The sequence below is a fragment of the Actinophytocola xanthii genome, from assembly GCF_001921205.1.
Classification (GTDB): Bacteria; Actinomycetota; Actinomycetes; order Mycobacteriales; family Pseudonocardiaceae; genus Actinophytocola; species Actinophytocola xanthii.
On the sequence record NZ_MSIE01000039.1, the window covers coordinates 58,458 to 77,869 of the forward strand.

17 protein-coding genes are annotated in these 19,412 nt (G+C 71.4%); 14 read left to right on the top strand and 3 right to left on the bottom strand.

What is annotated here, in order from left to right; all coding sequences use genetic code 11:
- Positions 1-9 precede the first annotated feature (9 nt).
- On the top strand, positions 10-363 hold the full coding sequence (locus BU204_RS21145; RefSeq protein ID WP_075127448.1) for a hypothetical protein: 354 nt from the start codon (positions 10-12) through the stop codon (positions 361-363).
- Complete coding sequence (locus tag BU204_RS21150; RefSeq protein ID WP_075127449.1) at positions 363-1,190, top strand: ESX secretion-associated protein EspG; 828 nt, start codon at positions 363-365, stop codon at positions 1,188-1,190. The genes BU204_RS21145 and BU204_RS21150 overlap by 1 nt, the downstream gene beginning before the upstream one ends.
- 12 nt (positions 1,191-1,202) lie before the next feature.
- On the opposite strand, the gene mycP is transcribed toward BU204_RS21150, so the two are convergent.
- Together mycP and eccD are read right to left on the bottom strand one after the other, a co-directional pair.
- Positions 1,203-2,657 (bottom strand): type VII secretion-associated serine protease mycosin, encoded by a 1,455-nt coding sequence (mycP, locus tag BU204_RS21155; protein ID WP_083661487.1) that lies wholly within the window; start codon positions 2,655-2,657, stop codon positions 1,203-1,205.
- Positions 2,657-4,060, bottom strand: coding sequence for a type VII secretion integral membrane protein EccD (eccD, locus tag BU204_RS21160; protein WP_075127450.1), 1,404 nt, complete (start codon positions 4,058-4,060; stop codon positions 2,657-2,659). The genes mycP and eccD overlap by 1 nt, the downstream gene beginning before the upstream one ends.
- A 155-nt stretch (positions 4,061-4,215) precedes the next feature.
- Here eccD and eccCa point away from each other — a divergent pair, with 155 nt between their 5' ends.
- The 5 genes from eccCa to BU204_RS21185 all read left to right on the top strand — a co-directional run bounded on the left by eccCa (position 4,216) and on the right by BU204_RS21185 (position 11,814).
- A complete protein-coding gene (gene eccCa, locus BU204_RS21165; RefSeq protein WP_075127451.1) occupies positions 4,216-8,214 on the top strand; it encodes a type VII secretion protein EccCa in 3,999 nt (1,332 codons plus the stop codon).
- Positions 8,215-8,321: 107 nt separating this feature from the next.
- Complete coding sequence (locus BU204_RS21170; protein WP_075127469.1) at positions 8,322-10,322, top strand: type VII secretion-associated protein; 2,001 nt, start codon at positions 8,322-8,324, stop codon at positions 10,320-10,322.
- A gap of 22 nt (positions 10,323-10,344) precedes the next feature.
- Positions 10,345-10,920 carry a hypothetical protein gene (locus tag BU204_RS21175; RefSeq protein ID WP_075127452.1) on the top strand — a complete coding sequence of 192 codons (576 nt, stop codon included), beginning with the start codon at positions 10,345-10,347 and terminating at the stop codon, positions 10,918-10,920.
- Positions 10,921-11,154: 234 nt separating this feature from the next.
- Entirely contained in the window at positions 11,155-11,469 is a 315-nt protein-coding gene (locus BU204_RS21180) for a WXG100 family type VII secretion target (protein ID WP_075127453.1), read from the top strand.
- Positions 11,470-11,526: 57 nt separating this feature from the next.
- On the top strand, positions 11,527-11,814 hold the full coding sequence (locus BU204_RS21185) for a WXG100 family type VII secretion target (protein WP_075127454.1): 288 nt from the start codon (positions 11,527-11,529) through the stop codon (positions 11,812-11,814).
- A gap of 412 nt (positions 11,815-12,226) precedes the next feature.
- On the opposite strand, the gene BU204_RS21190 is transcribed toward BU204_RS21185, so the two are convergent.
- Positions 12,227-13,102 carry a hypothetical protein gene (locus tag BU204_RS21190; RefSeq protein WP_075127455.1) on the bottom strand — a complete coding sequence of 292 codons (876 nt, stop codon included), beginning with the start codon at positions 13,100-13,102 and terminating at the stop codon, positions 12,227-12,229.
- Between the two features lie 200 nt (positions 13,103-13,302).
- Here BU204_RS21190 and rplM point away from each other — a divergent pair, with 200 nt between their 5' ends.
- The 7 genes from rplM (at position 13,303) to BU204_RS21225 (ending at position 19,359) form a co-directional block, all read left to right on the top strand.
- Complete coding sequence (gene rplM / locus BU204_RS21195; RefSeq protein WP_075127456.1) at positions 13,303-13,746, top strand: 50S ribosomal protein L13; 444 nt, start codon at positions 13,303-13,305, stop codon at positions 13,744-13,746.
- Positions 13,747-13,777: 31 nt separating this feature from the next.
- Positions 13,778-14,227: a 30S ribosomal protein S9 gene (rpsI, locus tag BU204_RS21200; protein ID WP_083661488.1), complete on the top strand. Its 450-nt coding sequence runs from the start codon at positions 13,778-13,780 to the stop codon at positions 14,225-14,227.
- Between the two features lie 116 nt (positions 14,228-14,343).
- Positions 14,344-15,678, top strand: coding sequence for a phosphoglucosamine mutase (gene glmM, locus BU204_RS21205; protein ID WP_075127458.1), 1,335 nt, complete (start codon positions 14,344-14,346; stop codon positions 15,676-15,678).
- A 93-nt stretch (positions 15,679-15,771) separates the two neighbouring features.
- The gene (locus BU204_RS21210; protein ID WP_143229633.1) at positions 15,772-16,098 is read left to right on the top strand and encodes a WXG100 family type VII secretion target; all 327 of its coding nucleotides are present in this window, start codon (positions 15,772-15,774) and stop codon (positions 16,096-16,098) included.
- Positions 16,095-18,359, top strand: coding sequence for a hypothetical protein (locus BU204_RS21215; RefSeq protein WP_075127460.1), 2,265 nt, complete (start codon positions 16,095-16,097; stop codon positions 18,357-18,359). The genes BU204_RS21210 and BU204_RS21215 overlap by 4 nt, the downstream gene beginning before the upstream one ends.
- 1 nt (position 18,360) lies before the next feature.
- On the top strand, positions 18,361-18,837 hold the full coding sequence (locus BU204_RS21220; protein ID WP_075127461.1) for a hypothetical protein: 477 nt from the start codon (positions 18,361-18,363) through the stop codon (positions 18,835-18,837).
- A 153-nt stretch (positions 18,838-18,990) separates the two neighbouring features.
- On the top strand, positions 18,991-19,359 hold the full coding sequence (locus BU204_RS21225; protein WP_075127462.1) for a hypothetical protein: 369 nt from the start codon (positions 18,991-18,993) through the stop codon (positions 19,357-19,359).
- The last annotated feature ends 53 nt before the right edge of the window (positions 19,360-19,412 follow it).

A 19,412-nucleotide genomic window follows, 5' to 3' on the forward strand; every position in this document is an offset into this window, starting at 1 on the left:
GACGACCAGATGTATGTCGACGACGCGACCGCGTCCTCCGGCGCCGGTGGCTGGCAGGTCGAGCCCGAGCAGGTTCGCGAGTTCGCCCGCGCTGTCGAGGCGGTCCGCGCCGATCTCGAGGCGATCACGCGTGAGGTGGAGGACCTGTCCACGCCGAACTACGCGCCGCTGCTCGGCACCAGCCCCGTCGGCCAGGAGCTGGCGGAGAAGTTCACCGACCGCATGGGAAGCGAGCGCGGGCTGCGCGGCCAGCTGAACGTCGCGCTGGAGCGCATGGAGGAGTTCATCTCCAGCGCGGAGAAGACCGCCTCCCAGTACCTCCAGACCGACGACGACAACGCCAGCAAGCTCAGGTTCGTGTAGTGGAGCTGCGCGCCGACCTCGGCGAGCCGCTGCTGCCGGTGGAGGTCGACCTGCTGTGCGCGTTCGCCGAGGTGGAGGCGCCGTTCCCGCTCGAGGTACCGGCGTCGGGCCAGACCGAGATCGAGCGCCGCTACCGGTACCGGGAGGCTCGCGAGCAGCTGACCGCCCGGGGTCTCGCCGACGAGAACGGCCCGCTCGGCGTCGCCGAGGACTTCGTGTTCCTCGTTCGGTCCGGGACCGGCGTGCTCGACCTGGTGCTGGCCACCGAGAAGGTCTCCTTCGCCGCGGCCGTGCTGACCCACCGCGACGAGTCGTTGCTGGTCACCCAGGACTTCGCCGACCCGGACGGCGTCATCAGGATGAAGGCGGCCACGCTCGACGACGCCGTCGACGACCTGATGAAGCTCGTCCCGCGGGTCGAGGCGCCGATGATCGCGCCGTTCAGCCTGCCGCGCCGGGCGCTCGAGGACGCGTTCACAGCGATGATGGCCAGGATGCCCGAGGACGGCGGCAGACCGGAGCAGATGACCGCGCAGGAGGTCGACGACCTGCTGCGCTCCCACGGCGTCGACGACCGGGTCGCGCGCCGCATGGTGTCGGTGCTGCAGCCGGTGCTGGGCAACGGCCAGGCCGGCAACGCCCGCCGCGACGACTCCGAGGACCAGTGGCAGCGCCTCGGCGAGGAGCTGCGCTGGCTCGACACCGAGCGCGGCCGGTTCAAGCTGGCCGGTGACGACGCCTGGATGAGCGTGAACCCGCTCTCCCGGGAGGAGATCCGCAAGGAGCTGCGCTCGATGGCCACCCGGACCCGCTCGCGTTCGCGCTGACCACCGCGGACGTCACGACAGGTCGGGCCGGTCTCCCCGCTGACGGCGAACGGTGTGCACGACGAACAGCGTCAGCAGCAGCAGCCCCAGCCCGCCGGCCGACCCGATGACCGCCACCTGCACCGGTGCCCAGTCGCGCTCGTGCGGCGGCGGCATCTCGAACGGCACCTCGACCGCCTCGTCGGGGGGGATGTTCTCCTCGGCGGGAATCATCGTGGTCAGCGCCGAGACCGGGTTGACCATGCCGTAACCGACCTGGATGTTGTGCCCGCCGTTCGCCGCCGGGTGCGCGGCCGTGATCTTGATGCGCTCCATGATCTGCTTGGCGGTCAGCGGCTGGCCCAGCTTTTCGAACCGTTCCCGGACCAGCGCCGCGAGGCCGGCCACGTAGGGCGCGGCGAAGCTGGTGCCCTGGATCGGGGTCTGCTCGCCCTTCTCGTCCGCTGTCACGTTCACCAGGCCGTCCCGGTCGCCGGGGTTCAGGGAGATGATCTCCGTTCCGGGAGCGGCGACGCTCACCCAGGGGCCGTGCATGGAGAACCCGGCGGGATCGCCGCTGCGGTCCACCGCGGCCACCGACAGCACGTACTCGGAGAACCAGGGTGGGCTGACGATGAAGCGCGGGTTGGCCGGGTCCGAGTTGTTCTGCTCCCGGCAGTTCGGGCCGGGGATGTTGCCGGCCGAGGAGACCAGCACGACGTCCTTCTCCTCGACCGCGTACCGCAGCGCCCGCTGGAGGTTCCGCTCGGACGCGGTGATCGGCACGTTGGCGGCGGCGCGACAGGTGTCGACGGACATGTTGATCACGTCGACGTTCCGGTCCGCTGCCTCGACGACCGCCTCGGCGAGCGTGTCGAGACTGCCTGCGGATGCTCGCCCCTCTTCCTGGGAGCCCTGCGGTGGCTTGTACTCGTAGAACTCGCTCGACTGCCGGATGCTGAGGATCTTCGCGTCGGGGGCGATCCCGCGGAAGCCGATGTCGTCCGAGGGCGGCTTGGCCGCGATGATCCCGGCGACCTGGGTGCCGTGCCCGTCGCAGTCGGACAGCCCGTCGCCGCCCGCCTCGACGTAGTCCCCGCCGCCCTCCAGCCGGCCCGCCAGGTAGTCGTGCTGGTTGACCCCGGTGTCGATGACCGCGACGGTCTGGTTTGCACCGGTGGCGAACGCGCTCAGGTCCTGGAAGCGCAGTACGTCCTGGCCCCACGCCTTTTCCTGGAGCTGCACGTTGCCGTCCAGCGAGGTGACACAGCCGACCGAGGTCCGGGTGTAGGGCCGGTCGGGCTGGCCGTCGTTCTCCGGCTTGATCCGGTCGGTCAGCGGTGGTGGGGTCGGCCCCGCGTCCTGCTCGGCCTGGGTCCCGTTCGGCTGGGAGTCCTGGGGTTGCGCGCCGGCCACCGGGGCGGCCGGCACCAGCACGGCCAGCAGCGTGGCCGCGAGGAGGCGGGCGGTCGTCGTCGTGCCGTTCATCAGTTGGCGGGCAGGATGTTGACGTGGCGCAACGTGCTGTAGAGGTTCATCACGGCCAGCGCGAGCGGTAGCAGCAGCGCGATGCAGATGGCCTCGATGATCTCCACCGTCCGCCGCAGCGGCGGGGAGAACCGCTGCTCGGGGAAGATCACGCCGAGCACCAGCGCCGCGGCCGCGAGCAGCACCAGCGAGCCGAACACCCACAGCAGCCGGTCGACGGTGTCGGCCCCGATCAGCCAGCCGATCACGATCCCCGCGGCGGACAGCATGCCGGTCGCCAGCAGGGCGATGGCCTGGCTGCCGTTGGCGTAGGTGCGGGCCCGCAGCAGCAGGACCAGCGTGGCGGTGATGGCCATCGCGATCGCCCACAGATCGCCCTTGCCGGCGGTGATGATCGCCGAGATGGCGGCCGCGCTCCCGCAGCCGATGATCATGCCGGTCATGTACTCGTGCGCGAGGCCGGCCCGCCGCTCGATCGAACGGTAGTCCGGGAAGCCGGTGTCCTCCTTGAGGTCCTCGGCGCTTCCCGGCACGTTCGGCAGCGGCAACCGAGCCAGCTGGATCGTCAGCCTGGGCAGTACCGACAACCCGGCGAGCGCGACCGCGGCGGTCCCCGCGGCGATGCCGGGAGCGGGGTGCGCGATCAGCGTCCCGATCGTGAAGGCCACCACACCGATCAGCGCCGCGCTGCCAGCGGCGACGAACGTCGTGACACCCGAGCCGATCAGCATGATCGAGGCGGCGGCGAAGATCAGCACCAGTGCGCTCGCCAGCAGCAGGCTGGGGCGCCCGGTCGCGCCGGGAACGATGTAGAGGCCGGCGACGAACGCCATCGGCAGGCCCCCCGCCGCGGCGATCAGCACCCCGGCGGTCTTGGCCTGGTAGGCCCGGGCGATCACCGCGCCGAGCGCGACCGCGACGACGGCACCCGCGCCCGCCGTGACCGACGCGCCGATCTGGGAGCCGCCGAACAGTGGACCGCTCAGCAGCACCGTGATCGCGGCCATGACCAGGGCCAGCGCGCCCGCGATGTACCCGATGCGGTTCGCGGTCTGCTTGGTCCACGGCCGGTAGCTGTCCGGGGACGCCTCGGCGATCGCGTCGACCACGTCGTCGTACAGCGGGGGCGGCGGGTTCTCGGCGCGCTTGCGCAGCTGGAGCAGGTCACCGTCCACCACGCCGAGCGAGGCGAGCGTGCGGCTCGGGTCGAGCGGTGCGTCGCCCAGCTTGGCCAGGCACCATCCGCCGTGGCGCGCGCCACCGTCCGGTGTCGCCTCCTTGGCCATCTCCAGCAGCATCGGCAGCAGGTCGGCCACCGCTACCCCGGCCGGCAGCGCCACGTCGATCCGCGTCCTCGGTGCCACCACCGTCACCCGGCTGAACACCGTCGTCCCGGTTGCCACCGCTGTACCCCTCACCTGTCACGTCTGCCGATAACGCCCCCTGGCTGTCGGGGGCGGCCCCTAGTATGGCCGTACCGGGACCGGCGCGTGCGCGGGTTCCGCGGATAGAGGCAGATACGGATCGACACGCTCGAGCACGACGGGGGCAGACACCGGTGAGCACGCTTCAGTTCAAGCGGTCACCCCGCTTGGCGGCGCCACGCCAGCCCGGCGGCGAGGTTCACCTCGAACCGCCGCCGGAGGTGCCCCGCGTCATCCCGGGCAACATCCTGATGAAGCTGATGCCGGTCATCATGATCATCGCGATGCTCGGCATGATGGCGCTGCTGTTCACCGCGGGCGGCGCCCTCGGCCGCAACCCGGTCACCCTGCTGTTCCCGATGATGATGATGATCTCGATGGTCGGGATGTTCGGCCAGGGGCGCGGCGGCGGCCAGAAGAAGGCCGAGATGAACGAGGACCGCAAGGACTACCTGCGCTACCTCGGCCAGATGCGCGACCGGGCCCGCGAGGCCTCGCTCGACCAGCGCGCCGCGTTGGAGTGGGTGCACCCCGACCCGCAGGCGCTGTGGTCGATCGCCACCAGCAGGCGGATGTGGGAGCGCCGCCAGTCCGACCCCGACTTCTGCCACCTGCGCGCGGGGCGGGGCTCGCAGCGCCTGGCCACCCGCCTGGTGCCGCCGCAGACCGGCCCGGTCGACGAGCTCGAGCCGATCGCCACGCTGGCGCTGCGCCGCTTCGTCCGGGCGCACTCGATCGTGCCGGAGCTGCCGATCCAGATCGCCATCCGCGGGTTCGCCGCCGTGGGCCTGGCCGGCGAGAAAGAGCTGACCAGGGGCCTCGCCCGCGCGCTGATCGCCCAGTTGGTGACCTTCCACACCCCCGACGACGTCCTGGTGGCGATCGTCACCTCCGGCCGGACCAAGGAGGAGTGGGAGTGGGCGAAGTGGCTGCCGCACGTCCAGCACCCCACGATGGTCGACGGCATCGGCCAGCTGCGGATGATGGCCGGCTCCCTGGCCCAGGTCGAGGCCTGGCTGGACGAGGAGCTGCGCGACCGGCAGCGGTTCACCCGCAACGCCCCGCCGCAGCCCGACCAGCCGCAGGTGCTGATCGTGATCGACGACGGCGAGGTCAGCCGCGAGGAGCAGATCGTCCTCGAGGAGGGGCTGGTCGGCGTCACGCTGATGGACCTGTCCGACAGCCTCGGCAACCTCACCGCCCGCCGCGGCCTGCGCCTGGTGGTCGAGAAGGACCGGCTCGGCGCGCGCAGCGCGAGCGGCGTGGAGTGGTTCGCCAAGCCCGACTCGATGACCGTGGCCGAGGCCGAGGCGCTGGCCCGCAAGCTCTCCCCGTACCGGCTCGGCGCCGCCGCGGCCGACGAGGGCGGCGAGGAGCCGCTGCTGTCCAACCCGACACTGCTCGAGCTGCTCGGCATCCCCGGCGACCCGATGACCTTCGACGTCCAGCAGGCCTGGCGCCCCCGGCCGATCCGCGACCGGTACCGGGTGCCGTTCGGCGTCGGCGAGTTCGGCCAGCCGGTGGAGCTGGACATCAAGGAAGCCGCCATGGAGGGCATGGGCCCGCACGGCCTGTGCATCGGCGCCACCGGTTCCGGAAAGTCCGAGTTCCTGCGCACGCTGGTGCTGGGCATGCTGGCCACCCACTCCTCGGCGACGCTGAACTTCGTCCTCGTCGACTTCAAGGGTGGCGCGACGTTCCTCGGGCTCGACTCCGCGCCGCACGTCGCCGCGGTCATCACCAACCTGCAGGACCAGCTCACCCTGGTCGACCGTATGAAGGACGCGCTGGCCGGTGAGATGAACCGGCGGCAGGAGGCGCTCAAGAACGGCGGCAACTTCAAGAACGTCTGGGAGTACGAGAAGGCCCGCGAGAACGGGGCCGACCTCGACCCGCTGCCGGCGCTGTTCATCGTGGTCGACGAGTTCTCCGAGCTGCTCAGCGCCAAGCCCGACTTCATCGACCTGTTCGTCGCCATCGGTCGCCTCGGCCGTTCGCTCCAGATGCACATGCTGCTCGCCTCGCAGCGGCTGGAGGAGGGCAAGCTGCGCGGGCTCGACTCGCACCTGTCCTACCGCATCGGTCTGAAGACCTTCTCCGCCGCGGAGTCCCGTGCCGCGATCGGCGTGCCGGACGCGTTCGAGCTGCCGTCGGTGCCAGGCTCGGGCTACCTCAAGTTCGACACCTCGACGATGGTCCGGTTCAAGGCCGCCTACGTCTCCGGGCCATACCGGCCCGCCGGCATCCAGGCCGCCGGGCCGGCCGCGCCGGTCAGCGGGGACCGACGCGCGAAGCTGTTCGTGCCCGACTACGTCGAGATCCCGGCCGAGCCCGAGCTGCCGATGGAGGCGCCGAGGGAGGAGCGCAAGCCGGAGAGCAGCAGCCCGACCGAGCCCAGCGAGCTCGACGTCGTCGTCGGCCGCCTGATCGGACAGGGGCCGCCGGCACACGAGGTCTGGCTGCCGCCGCTGGACACGCCGAACTCGCTGGACACCCTGCTGCCGCCGCTGCAGCCCACCGAGGACCGTGGCCTGTCCCCGGTCGGGTTCTTCGGCAACGGGCGGTTGCAGCCGCCGCTCGGCCTCATCGACAAGCCGTTCGAGCAGCGCCGTGACCTGCTCTGGGCCGACTTCTCGGGCGCCGCTGGCCACGCGGCGATCGCCGGTGGCCCGCAGTCGGGCAAGTCGATGCTGCTGCGCACGCTGATCATGTCGATGGCGCTCACCCACACCGCGGAGGAGGTGCAGTTCTACTGCGTCGACCTCGGCGGTGGCACGCTCGCCTCGTTGCAGGGCCTGCCGCACGTCGGTGGCGTGGCCGGCCGGCTCGACCCGGACAAGGTGCGCCGGATGGTTGCCGAGGTCACCGGGCTGATGGCCGAGCGCGAACAGCTGTTCCGGGACAACGCCATCGACTCGATGACCGACTTCCGCAACCGCAAGCGCCGCGGCGAGCTCACCGAGGACCGGTTCGGCGACGTCTTCCTGCTCATCGACGGCTGGCTGAACTTCCGGCAGGAGTTCGAGGTGATCGAGCCGCAGGTGCTCAACCTGGCGGCACAGGGTCTGTCCTACGGCGTGCACCTCGTCGTCTCGGCCAACCGCTGGGCGGAGATCCGGCCAGCGCTCAAGGACCTGCTCGGCACCCGCTTCGAGCTCCGCCTCGGTGACCCGAGCGAGTCCGAGGTCGACCGGCGGGTCGCGGTCAACGTGCCGGAGGGGCACCCGGGCCGCGGCCTGTCGCGGGACAAGCTGCACTTCCTGGTCGGCCTGCCGCGGATCGACGGATCCAGCAACGACCAGGACGTGGCGGCCGGCGTCCAGGACGCCATCGCGCGAATCAGCGGTGCCTGGCGCGGCCGGCGCGCGCCTCAGGTCCGGCTGCTGCCCGACCTGCTGCCCTACGACGAGCTGCTCACGCAGGACGGCCAGCGGGGCAGCCGGCGCGTCCCGATCGGCGTCAACGAGGACGCGCTCGCCCCGGTGTACCTGGACTTCGACGCCGACCCGCACTTCTTCGCGCTGATGGACGGGGAGTCCGGCAAGACCAACCTGCTACGGACGATCGTGCAGGGCATCTGTGACCGGTACACCAAGAAGGAAGCGCTGATCCTGCTGATCGACTACCGGCGCACGATGCTCGGCTTCATCAAGACCGACCACCTGCTCGGCTACGCCGTCTCCGGCAACCAGCTCACCGGCATGATCAAGGAGATCACCGGGTCGATGCGCAAGCGTCTGCCCGGCCCGGACGTCACCCAGGAGCAGCTGCGCACCCGGTCCTGGTGGAAGGGGCCCGAGCTGTTCGTCGTCGTCGACGACTACGACCTGGTCTGTCCGCAGGGCACCAACCCGCTCCAGCCGCTGGCCGAGTTCATCCCGCAGGCCAAGGACGTCGGCCTGCACATCGTCGCCACGCGCCGGACCGGTGGCGCGGCCAGGGCGCTGTACGACCCGGTGCTCGGCAAGCTCAAGGAGATCGCCACCACGGGTCTGCAGGGGTCCGGCAGCAAGGACGAGGGCCAGCTGATCGGTACCGTCCGCCCGTCGGTCATGCCGCCCGGCCGCGGCACCCTGGTGAGCCGCAAGTCCGGACAGCAGCTTATGCAGGTGGCCTGGATTCCGCCGGAGTGATGCCTGGGGGCGACGACGTGGCGATGACAGGGTGATCGCGTGGTGATCACGTGGTGACGGCGCTGCGGGTGGCTGTCGACTTCGGCGCGTCCAGCACGTGCGTCGCGATGTCGGCGGACGGGCGGGAGCCGCAGGTCGTCGCGATCGACGGACATCCCCTGATGCCCTCGGCGGTGTACGCCGCGCCCGACGGGACGCTGTTCGTCGGGCAGGAGGCCGACCGGCACGCCGCGGTCGACCCGTCGCGCTACGAACCGCACCCCAAGCGACGCATCGACGAGAAGGAGCTGCTGCTCGGCGCCACCGTGGTCCCGGTGCGCGAGGTGGTGCGGGCGGTGCTGGCCAGGGCGGTCGCCGAAGCACGCCGGCTCGCGGGCAACGCCGTCGTGGACCAGTTGGTGCTGACCCACCCTGCGGACTGGGGCGCCGTGCGCACGACCGCGCTGCGCCAGGCCGCCAACGGGCTCGGCCGGCGGATCGTGCTCGTGCCCGAGCCCGTCGCGGCGGCCGTGTTCCACGCGGCCAGCTTCCCCGTGGCGCCGGTGGCCGGTGTGCCGCCCTCGCTGGCCGTGCTCGACCTGGGCGGGGGGACCGTCGACGTGAGCGTGGTGCGTCCCGCCGCCGGGCCGCGCCCGCCCGCCGGACGCGCCGGACCGGCGTTCCACGTGCTGGCCACCCGCGGGGACCCGACGTTCGGCGGCGCCGACGTCGACCAACTGCTGCTCGAGCACGTGGGCTCGGTCGTCGCGCGGGTCGACCAGGATGCGTGGCGGGCGCTGATCGAGGGTCGCGAGCTGCCGGACCGCCGGCGCAGGCGGGTGATCCACCAGGACGTGCGCGGTGCCAAGGAGACCCTGTCCCGGCACACCTACACCGACGTACCGATGCCGCCGCCGTTCCCGGACGTCCACGTGACCAGGGACGACCTGGAGAAGCTGATTACCGACCCGGTCCAGCGGGTGGCGGAGCTGACCGTGGCCACCATTCGCGAGTCGCGCCTGGCGCCGACGGAGCTCGCCGGCATCTTCCTGGTCGGCGGATCCAGCCGCATCCCGCTGGTGTCGCGGCTGGTGCACCAGCGGGCCGGGGTGGTGCCGGTCACCCTGGACCAGCCGGAGACCGTGGTCGCCAGGGGCGCGTTGCGCGCCGCCGCCGGGGACGGGGAACGCACCGGGCTGCTGCCCGCCGGGCGTCGAGCTCCCGCCGAGGAGGCGATCCGGCCCATCGCCGCCGCGCCGGGCGGACGCCAGGGTCCGGGAGTCGACGGAGGACCTGTGCTCGGGGCCGTGCCTGGCGCGCTCCCCGGCCCGGTCGCCGGGCGGGCGGAGGGTCGCCCGGCGGTGCCTGGTGCTGCCGCCGGCCCGGTGGCGGAGGGCACACCCCTGCCTGGCGGGTCGCGCGGCTTGGGCGAGGAGCCCGGCCGGCCGCCGGGGCCGGCCGGTGTGCCGGGTCTCGCGCCGAGCTCGGTCGGCCCGCCCGGTCCGGTCGCCGGCCCGCCGATCCCGGCCGCGGCGCCGCCGCCGCGCTCCTCGGGCCGCCGGTGGCTGGTGGGTACGGCGGTGCTGCTGGCCGTCGCCGTCGTCGTGACCGTGGTCGTGCTGGTGGCGACCCAGGGCGACGGCACCGCACCGGAGGGCGGGAACACCTCCGCCGGGTCCCCGGACTCGTCGCCCAGCCGCGTCATCGCCCAGTACGAGTACCAGTTCGCGTTGCCCGAGGGTTGGTTGCAGACCGGCGGTGATCCGGAGCTGCTGCGTACCGAGCTCAAGCCGGAGGGCCGCGAGCAGGGCGAGGACCGGGTGCTGGTCGAGCAGATCCGGCTCGCGTTCGACAGCACCGACGACCGAGCCCGCGCGGTCGACCGGCTGCGGGCCGAGTTCGAGCGGGCCGACGGGTCCTTCTCGGACTTCGACGAGAACGCCACGTTCGCCGGCCGGGAGGTCATCCACTACCGCGAGCGGCTCGGCGAGGCGGACGTGGACTGGTACGTGCTGTTCGACGGCCGCGCTCAGGTCAGCGTCGGGTGCCAGTACGGCAGCGACGGTTCCCGGTACGAGGTCGAGACCGCGTGCCGGACGGTTGTGCGTAGTTTGACCGTCATCGAGTGAGCGCGGTGGGTACGCTCGCCCCATGACCGGGCAGGGCGGAATCCACGAGGGCAGGGCGCGTTTCGCCGCCGAGGTGGAGTCCGCGCTGACCAGGGCGCGCCGGGCCGCGAGCGAGGCCAAGGCGCAGTCCGGCGAGTTCCGCCGGGGCACCGAGGAGCTGGCCGACCAGGCGAGAACGGGACGGTTGCGCGGAGTTCACCGCGGCCAGGTCGAGCCGACCGGCGAGTCAGCCCGTGCCGAGGCGGAGAAGTTCCGCGAGGCCAACGGGTTGCACGTCGAGCGGTACCCGGGCGCGGACGCCCTCATCGCCCGCCTGCCCGCCGAACCCCGGCCTGCCCCGCCGGTCGAGGACGAGGACTTCTCCCAGCACGAGATCCTGGTCGACGCCGACGCCCCCGACGAGCCGGACGCGGCGGACGAACCAGCGCAGAGCGTGCCCCACGAGGTGGCGCGGCGGGTCCCCGCCGATCCCCCGACGGGTGACGACGAGGACTTTTCGCAACAGCGAATCCTCTTCGACGTGGCAGCCGAGTCCTACCGACCGGAATCGTTGCAGCCTGGTCCGTTCGGCTATCCGGACGAGCAAAACCCCAGGTAGGGCCGGTTATTCGGGCGCGGCGCCGACGCCCGCCGGTACACGGGCAGGGTCGGCGCGTCCGCGGCCGTCCATTTGCCACGGTGGTCGCGTTCCCCCGAATGGGCGTTCACGCTCGCAACGACCTGCGACCAGATTGGGACAACGTGGAACCGGACGTGGCAGGGTCTACGTCGCAGGAGGCGTACGAACCAGGAAGTCGTACGACTGACCATAGGAAGAAGGGGGCAACTCCCAATGCCTGACGGCTACACAGGTACAGTTCAGGACTTCACCAACGCCCACCGGGACGTCGTTGGTGTCAAGGAGGACGTCGAGGCGACGCTGAAGCAGGTCTGGGACACGGTCGTCGGCCTGCAGGGTGAGTGGAAGGGTGCCGCCGCCACCGCGTTCAGCAACATGATGCAGCGGTTCGACACCAACGCCAAGGACCTGAACGCCGCGCTCGAGGCGATCGCCGAGCAGCTGCTGGCGGCCGGTAGCACCTACCAGGAGCAGGAAGACTCGAAGCAGGACGTCTTCGGCAACCTCTCCGCCCAGCTCGACGGCTGACCACTCCCGTACCCGCAGCTTTCCAACGTCGCTACTTGAGATAAGGGGACCACGACCATGCCTGACGGCATCAAGGTTACATTCGGCGGCCTCGAGGCCGCGGCTGGCAACATCGGCAGCCAGGCCCAGAAGGTGCAGGGCTCGCTGGACGACCTCAAGGCCCGCCTGGCGCCGCTGGTGTCCAGCTGGACCGGTACCGCCGCGGAGGCGTACAACACCCACCAGCGCAAGTGGGACACCGCCGCCGCCGACCTCCAGCAGGTCCTGGCCGCGATCGGCACCGCCGTACAGCGCGCCGCCGAGGACTACCGCGACGGCGAGCGCAACAACGCCGGCCGCTGGTGAACTGACAGCACACAACAGGTGCGAACAGCGGTGAGGCCCGGGACGCGTGTCCCGGGCCTCACCGCTGTGTTGATTGGTCGCTCCCGCGACTGCGCTCAGACACCGTCTTCCTCCGTCCAGACGGTGTCCGCTCCGTCGCTCCCGCTCCTGGAGCTGCTCCCGCTGCTGAGTTGGGTGGTCCTGTTGGGTTCGTGGCCTTTGCGGGTGGTTTCTTGCCGTTGTCGGGTCGCCACTCCCGTTCACGTGAGCCCAAGGGGCCCGCGCTGTATCTAATGGTCGCTCCCGCGACTGCGCTAAGACACCGTCTTCCTTCGTCGCGTCCTCGGCGCTGGCGCGCCTGTGGGCGCTCCTCAGTCCAGACGATGTCCGCTCCGTCGCGTCCGCTCCTGAGCCTCCCTGTACCTGGAGCGGGCTACTCCTCGGGGTCGCGGGAGTTGAACTTCTCCCAGAACTCGTCGGCCTTGGCGGGGTCGCTGATGTTGGTGATCTGGTCCGCCGGGGGGACCTCGGGGAAGTCCTCTTCGGTCGCCGTGCCGAGGACCTCGTAGCCGATCTGTAGCTCCAGCGGGGTCGCGTCCCCGTCGGCCACCTTGCCGCGGATCTCGAAGCCGGTGAACCGCATCTCGGCGTCCAGCTCGATCGTCACCGGCACGATCTGGTCGCGCATGGCGTCGGTCACCTTGTCCCGCTCCTCCTCGGGGATCGAGATGAACCCCTCCTCGATCATCAGGCCGAGCAGCGCTCCCGTGGTCACCGTCACCCCGTCCTCGGTCCGCACCGCCTCCCGGGGCATCTCCTCGCGGAGCTCGACCTTCGTCTGCGCGAGCGCGCTGTCCAGGTGGCACGCCAACCACGCGGTCAGCAGAAAACACGTCTGGAACTCGTCCCCGTACAGGCTCGGCACCGACACCCAGGGCGTCGGCGCGAGGTGGGCGTGCCCCTCGTCCAGGCGGACGTAGTCCAGCGGCGCGTCCGGCGGGTGCAGGACGGCCGAGGGCTCGCTCTCGTCGTCCCGGGTGCGCAGCAGCACGGTCATCGGAGGGTTGCCCAACTTGAACGACTCGTGCTCCGAGGTGATCTTGGTGTCGCCGAAGTTGAGGTAGTTGAAGACCCTGGCGTGCTCGTCGCCGAGCTCGCGGAAGTGATCCTGGAACGCCGTCAGCGCGGCGTCGGCCAGTATCCTGTCGGCGGCCGCCTTGTTCGCCTCGGGCGTGCCCGCCGTCGCCTTGGCACACCCGGCCAGCATCACCACGGCGAGCAGCCCGGCGGTGACTCGTCCGATCCTCATGACACCCCTCCTGGTACCCCGCGTGTGCACCGTATCGCCCGACCGGACGGGGCGTCTCACGCCGGCGCGAACGGCGTGTGAGGGGGGCGCTTTGACCCTCCCCTCCGGCGGCAGGTATCTTTCTGTGTTGTTGCGCGGCGTGGGCGTCGGCCCGTGCAGGCCCGCGCAGGCACCCAGACGAATGACGACGAGGTAGATCCGTGCGCACGTACAGCCCGAAGCCTGGCGAGGTGGACCGCACCTGGCATGTCATCGATGCCGAGGACGTGGTGCTTGGTCGGCTTGCCTCGCATGTCGCCACGCTGCTGCGCGGCAAGCACAAGCCCACCTTCGCGCCGCACGTCGACACCGGCGACTTCGTCGTCATCGTCAACGCGGAGAAGGTCGTGCTGACCGGCAACAAGCGCGACCAGGCCTTCGCCTACCGGCACAGCGGCTACCCGGGTGGTCTGCGCAAGCAGTCCTTCGGTGACCTGCTGGACACCAGGCCGGAGCGGCTGCTGGAGAAGGTCGTGAAGGGCATGCTGCCGAAGAACAAGCTCGGCCGCGCCCAGGGCAAGAAGCTCAAGGTGTACGCGGGCCCCAACCACCCGCACGCCGCCCAGCAGCCGAAGCCGTTTGAGATCGCCAAGGTCAGCCGGTAAGGCCAGTCGGACCAGCACGAATTGAGGACCATTGACTACCCCTGAGACCAGCGCCGCCGAGCCGGTGGCCAAGCCCGCCACGCCGCGCGTGACCGGGGAGACCGCCCAGACCGTCGGTCGCCGCAAGGAAGCGGTCGTCCGCGTCCGCCTCGTCGGCGGCACCGGGCAGTTCCTGCTGAACGGCAAGACGCTCGAGGAGTACTTCCCGAACAAGGTGCACCAGCAGCTCATTCGCGAGCCGCTGGTCATCCTCGAGAAGCCGGAAGCCTTCGACATCCGGGCGAACCTCAAGGGCGGCGGCATCTCCGGCCAGGCTGGCGCGCTCCGCCTCGCGATCGCCCGCGCGCTGATCGAGATCGACAGCGACGACCGTCCGGCGCTCAAGAAGGCCGGCTTCCTCACCCGTGACCCGCGGGTCAAGGAGCGCAAGAAGTACGGCCTGAAGAAGGCCCGCAAGGCGCCTCAGTACAGCAAGCGCTGATCTCACAGAGTCAGGTCGGGATCACGCATTAGTCATGCGGTGAACGCCACGACAGGTGCGAACGATGCACCGGTCGTGGCGTTCTCTGCTTTTCCGCCTTGGAGGTTCTTCCCACGATGACGCGCTTGTTCGGTACCGACGGGGTCCGCGGGCTCGCCAACGGCGATCTCGGCCCCGAGCTGGCCATGTCGGTCGCGGCGGCGGCCGCCAGAGTGCTCGCCGAGCACGACAGCTCGCACCGCCCGGTCGCGGTCGTCGGCCGGGACCCGCGGGCCAGCGGGGAGATGCTCCAGGCGGCCGTCGCCGCCGGGCTGACCTCGGCCGGCGCGGACGTCATGCAGGTCGGCGTGCTGCCGACCCCGGCCGTGGCGCACCTGGTCGGCGACCTCGACGCCGACCTGGGCGTGATGATCTCCGCGTCGCACAACCCGATGCCGGACAACGGCATCAAGCTGTTCGCCTCCGGCGGGCAGAAGCTGCCCGACGCCATCGAGGACGAGATCGAGGCAGCCGTCGGCGCCCCGTTCACCCGCCCCACGGGCGCGGGTGTCGGCCGGGTCTACGACATCGCCGACGCGCTCGACCGCTACCTCGAGCATCTGCTCAAGGCACTGCCGCACCGGCTGGACGGGGTTCGGGTGGTCGTCGACTGCGCGAACGGCGCCGCCTGGGCCGCTGCCCCACGGGTCTACCGCGAGGCCGGCGCCGAGGTGATCGCGATCCACGCGCTGCCGGACGGCGAGAACATCAACGACGGGTGCGGCTCGACCCACCTGGACGTCCTGCGCGACGCCGTGCTGGCCGAGGGCGCCGACCTGGGCATCGCGCACGACGGCGACGCCGACCGCTGCCTGGCCGTGGACGCCGCCGGTGAGGTGGTGGACGGGGACCAGATCATGGCCGTGCTGGCGCTGGCCATGAAGGAGTCCGGCGAGCTCGTCGAGAACACCCTGGTCGCCACCGTCATGAGCAACCTCGGCCTGCACGTGGCGATGCGCGAGCACGGGGTCGACCTGCGCACCACGGCGGTCGGGGACCGCTACGTCCTCGAGGAGCTGCGGGCCCGCGGCCTGTCGCTGGGCGGGGAGCAGTCCGGCCACCTGGTCCTGCCGGCGTACGCGACGACCGGCGACGGCCTGCTGACCGCCATGCGCCTGATGGCTCGGATGGCGGCCACCGGTAAGTCGCTCGCCGAGCTGGCCGGCGTGATGACCCGCATGCCGCAGGTCCTGGTCAACGTGAAGGTCGCGGACAAGGCCGCGGTGGCCACGTCGGACTCGGTCAGCGCCGCGGTGGCCGAGGTCGAGGCCTCGCTCGGCGACACCGGCCGGGTGCTGCTGCGTCCGTCGGGTACCGAACAACTCGTTCGGGTGATGGTCGAGGCGCCCTCACATGAGGAAGCGGAGGCCGCGGTACAACGTCTGGCGGGTGTCGTTGCTACGGCGGGTTGACTGCCCGTCGCCGTGACGTTACCCACGGGAAGCGTCCACGGGCGTACGATGCCAATCTGTGATCACCGCTGAACGGCCGAAGGGGCTGTGAGCATGCCTGAGGGTTTCGAGTACGACCCGGAGGCCATTCGCGCCTTCGCCGAGGTGTTCAACCAGGCGAGTAAGCAGGTGGAGCAGATCAGGGCGACGGTGGGCGAGACCAGCGCGACCACCGCCGACTTCGGCAACTCCTGGCAGCAGCGCGGCACCGACTTCGAGTCCCACATGGCGGCGATCGCGCAGGACCTTGGCAACCTGGCGACCCACCTCGGGCAGGTCGGGGCACAGCTGACGCAGGGCACGGACCTGATCGTCCAGGCGGACACGACCGGCCTGCGCAACATCAAGGCGATCGGCGACGGTTCCGGGGGCGCGGTATGAGATTCGAACTGCCCAACGCCGTCAGCGTGATGAACAACGCTGTCGCGGCCGTCGGCGCCGAGGGCGACGCCTGGGAGGTCATCGGTACCCAGCTCGACCAGCCGATCGACGAGGTGCTGCCGGCGTACGACAAGAAGCTCGAGCTGGGCCTGGACCCCAGCGGCGGTGACAAGCGGCTGGAGATCTGCGGCCTGCGGTGGGGCCCGATCGGCAAGGACGTGGCCAGGCTGAACGGCCTGGCCGCGGCCATCGAGAACATCGCCGGGGTGATCAGGAGCGGCAAGGAGCAACTGGCCCACGACTGGAAGGGCGAGGCCTACGACGCCTTCCGGGCGGCGATCGAGAAGGTCGAGAAGACCCTCACGGACTACTCGGAGGCGGTCAGGACCACCGCCGCCGGCCTGGACACCGCCCTGACCGGCATCCAGACCGGCTACACCGCCTACCGCGACGACTCCCTGGACACCCACCTGAACTTCGACGGGCTGACCCCGCCGCAGGACTGGCGCAAGGTCGAGGACGGGGACTTCGAGAAGTTCGCGGCCATGTGCGACGTGCAGGGTGGCCACTTCATCGACTGTCAGAAGAACAACGACGAGCAGAAGTCCCACCTCAGCGGCCGGATCATCACCAAGCAGAACTTCGAGGACGCGCTGAACTGGGTCTGCCAGGACAACGCGAGCCTGGTCATCGGGCAGTACCAGCAGCTCGCCCGCTGGGGGCACGAGGAGCGGTCGGCGGTCAGCCGCAAGATCAACGGTTGGTACCGCGCGACCGACCAGCTGAAGGAGCACGTGGACCTCCTGCTCAAGGAGGCCCTGGAGAACCTGCGGATCATCGCCGAGGTCAAGCCGTTCGCCAACCTGTCCCTGCCCGGTGCCGCCGCCGCCAGTCCCGGCCCCTATCCCGGCAGTGGCCCGTCCACGGGTTCCTCCGGCGGCCCGTCCGCCGGCAGCTACCCCAGCTATCCGAGCCCCGCCTCCGACACCACGTCCCTCCCCGGGGCGGCTCCCGTCTCGGATACGGCTCCCGTCCCCGGCGCGGCCTCGGACCCGGCCTCTGTCTCCGGCTCGGCTCCCGTCCCCGGCACGGCCCCGGCCTCGGATACGGCTCCCGTCTCCGGCACGGGCCCTGCCTCGGACCCGGCCGCGATCCCCGGCACGGCCCCCGCCTCCGACACGGCTCCCGTCCCCGGTGCGCCTGCCCCCGATCCCGTCCCGGGCACGGTCCAGATCAAGGACGCCGACCGCACGATCTCGGTGGCCCCGCCCGACGGCACCGGTCACGTCAGGCTCACCGTCGAGGACGGCGCCGGCCGCACCAAGTCCTACGACCTCGACTTCACCACGGCGAGCGGCCAGTCATCGGCCGCTCCCACCACCGAAGCGGAGCCGAAGGCCGAACGCGTCCCCGCCGGCACCAGCGGCCGGTGCGTCATCGAGGACGGTCCGGTGACCATCACCGCCGAGCTGTCCCTGTTCGACCCCGACACCGTGACGGTGACCGTCGCCGAAGGCTCCGGCAAGCCCACCACGTACACCCTCGACTTCGCCGCGCCAGCGTCCCCCGAGTCCGCCACCGGCGAGCCCCCCTCCTCGACCCCGACGGCGGAGGACCACCCCGCGCCCGACGCTCCCACCGAGGCCCCCGGTGTCGAGTCAGCTCCCGCCGACCGCTCCGTATCCCCAGGTCCCGCGGAGCGCGTGCCCGCCCAAGCCGCCGATGGTGGCCCTCCTGCTGGTATGGACTCCGCCGGGGCCGACCGGCCCGCAGGCGAGCGGCCCGGCGCCACCGATCCCGCGAGCGGCGACCGCCAGACCGGGGCCGAGCGGGCGATCGGCGGCGAGCCCACCCCGGTCACCGGCCGGGCCGGCGCTGACGGCGACGGCTCCGAGCGACGGCCGCCGCATCCCTCGCCGGTCGGCTCGACCGCACCCTCCGTGGCCGGCACCGAGGCACCCGAGCCCGCTGCCGCCGGAAGCGGCCACCGGTGGAACCAGGACCCCAGCGGAACCCTCTCCGGCGTCCTCGTACCGCAGCAACCCGGCGGGGAGGCCGCGCTGCCCAGCGCGGGCGCCGGCGAGCCTGCCGGTGCCGCGGGTGCCGGCATCCCGCCGGTGGCCTCCAGCGCCGGCGGCAGCACCGAGGGCACCGGTCGGGCCGGTACCGGCTGGAGCGTGCACGGCGACCTGTTCGACTCCGCCGACCCCGTCTACAGCATGCACGGCGTGCTCGGCGAGGACGATCTCAAGTCGGGGTGAGGTGAGCATGTCCCTGGACGAGATCGACCACGTGGCGACCCAGCGCCGCATCGAGATGGCCGCCGCCGGTGGGTTGCGCGCGCTACGGGAGACCGCGCGCGCCGGCGAGGCCGTCGACAAGCAGGTCCGTGAGATGCGCGAGCGCCACCGCCGCGAGAAGCAGACCATGGACGACCGCATCGCGCGGACCGCCCAGCCGACCCCCCGTCCGAACCCCCGTCCGACCCCCCGCGCCGGGACGCTCTCGCTGGGTGCGGACGAGTTCCGGGAGGCGCGGCAGCCCCACGAGACTCCGCAGGTCGCGAAGCCGGCACCCGACGCCCCGAAGCCGCGGCCCACCCTCAAGCTGGGCGCCCGTGACGACGAACCCCGCGGCGAGCCCGAGCCGAAGCCGCCGGCGCCCGGGCGGCCCACGCCGCGTCGGCGGACCGACACCGAGGGTGAGGACGACCTGTCCGGTCGTACCTGGTTGCGCTAGGCGCTACCAGGGCGATTTGGTAAGCGAACTGCCGTCGGGCACTCGGAATAGGTAGATTCCTGTGTGCACCTCGATGGCACCGTCGGCCGTCCTCGCGCGTCGAAGGGGCGTCGCGCTACCAGTGGCTTTCTGATCCGAAGGGGGATCCGGACCATGTCCACGCCGCCGAGCAACAACTCCTCCACCGCCGGACCGGGTGGCGTCGCGCCCCCGGACGGCTACACGACCGACACCGGGCAGATGAGCGGCTCCGCCCGCACGGTCACCAACGCCGCGGAGGACGCCCAGGGTGAGGTCAAGGACCTCCATCCCACCGAGCTCACAGCGGCCGAGTTCGGGACCAAGCACACCCAGTGGCACGCCGACTACGCGGCAGCCATCGAACAGCTGGGCGCCGGTGCTGCCGCCATGTGCGCGAACACCATGTCCTTCGGTGGTCAGCTCGGCGGTGCCGGCCAGTCCTACGAGGCGACCGAGGCGGGTGCGACCAACACGGTGACCGCGCCCGGGAGTGGGCAGTGAGCCGCTCCTGGGACGAGGTCCAGGCCGTTCTGGATGATCCGTTTGTTGATGCG

Coding starts and splice junctions, on each gene's coding strand:
- BU204_RS21185 (WP_075127454.1), top strand. CDS start 11,527: ATGCCTGACGGCATCAAGGTTACATTCGGCGGCCTCGAGGCCGCGGCT.
- BU204_RS21145 (WP_075127448.1), top strand. CDS start 10: ATGTATGTCGACGACGCGACCGCGTCCTCCGGCGCCGGTGGCTGGCAG.
- BU204_RS21190 (WP_075127455.1), bottom strand. CDS start 13,102: ATGAGGATCGGACGAGTCACCGCCGGGCTGCTCGCCGTGGTGATGCTG.
- BU204_RS21215 (WP_075127460.1), top strand. CDS start 16,095: ATGAGATTCGAACTGCCCAACGCCGTCAGCGTGATGAACAACGCTGTC.
- BU204_RS21210 (WP_143229633.1), top strand. CDS start 15,772: ATGCCTGAGGGTTTCGAGTACGACCCGGAGGCCATTCGCGCCTTCGCC.
- BU204_RS21225 (WP_075127462.1), top strand. CDS start 18,991: ATGTCCACGCCGCCGAGCAACAACTCCTCCACCGCCGGACCGGGTGGC.
- mycP (WP_083661487.1), bottom strand. CDS start 2,657: ATGAACGGCACGACGACGACCGCCCGCCTCCTCGCGGCCACGCTGCTG.
- glmM (WP_075127458.1), top strand. CDS start 14,344: ATGACGCGCTTGTTCGGTACCGACGGGGTCCGCGGGCTCGCCAACGGC.
- BU204_RS21175 (WP_075127452.1), top strand. CDS start 10,345: ATGACCGGGCAGGGCGGAATCCACGAGGGCAGGGCGCGTTTCGCCGCC.
- BU204_RS21180 (WP_075127453.1), top strand. CDS start 11,155: ATGCCTGACGGCTACACAGGTACAGTTCAGGACTTCACCAACGCCCAC.
- BU204_RS21170 (WP_075127469.1), top strand. CDS start 8,322: ATGTCGGCGGACGGGCGGGAGCCGCAGGTCGTCGCGATCGACGGACAT.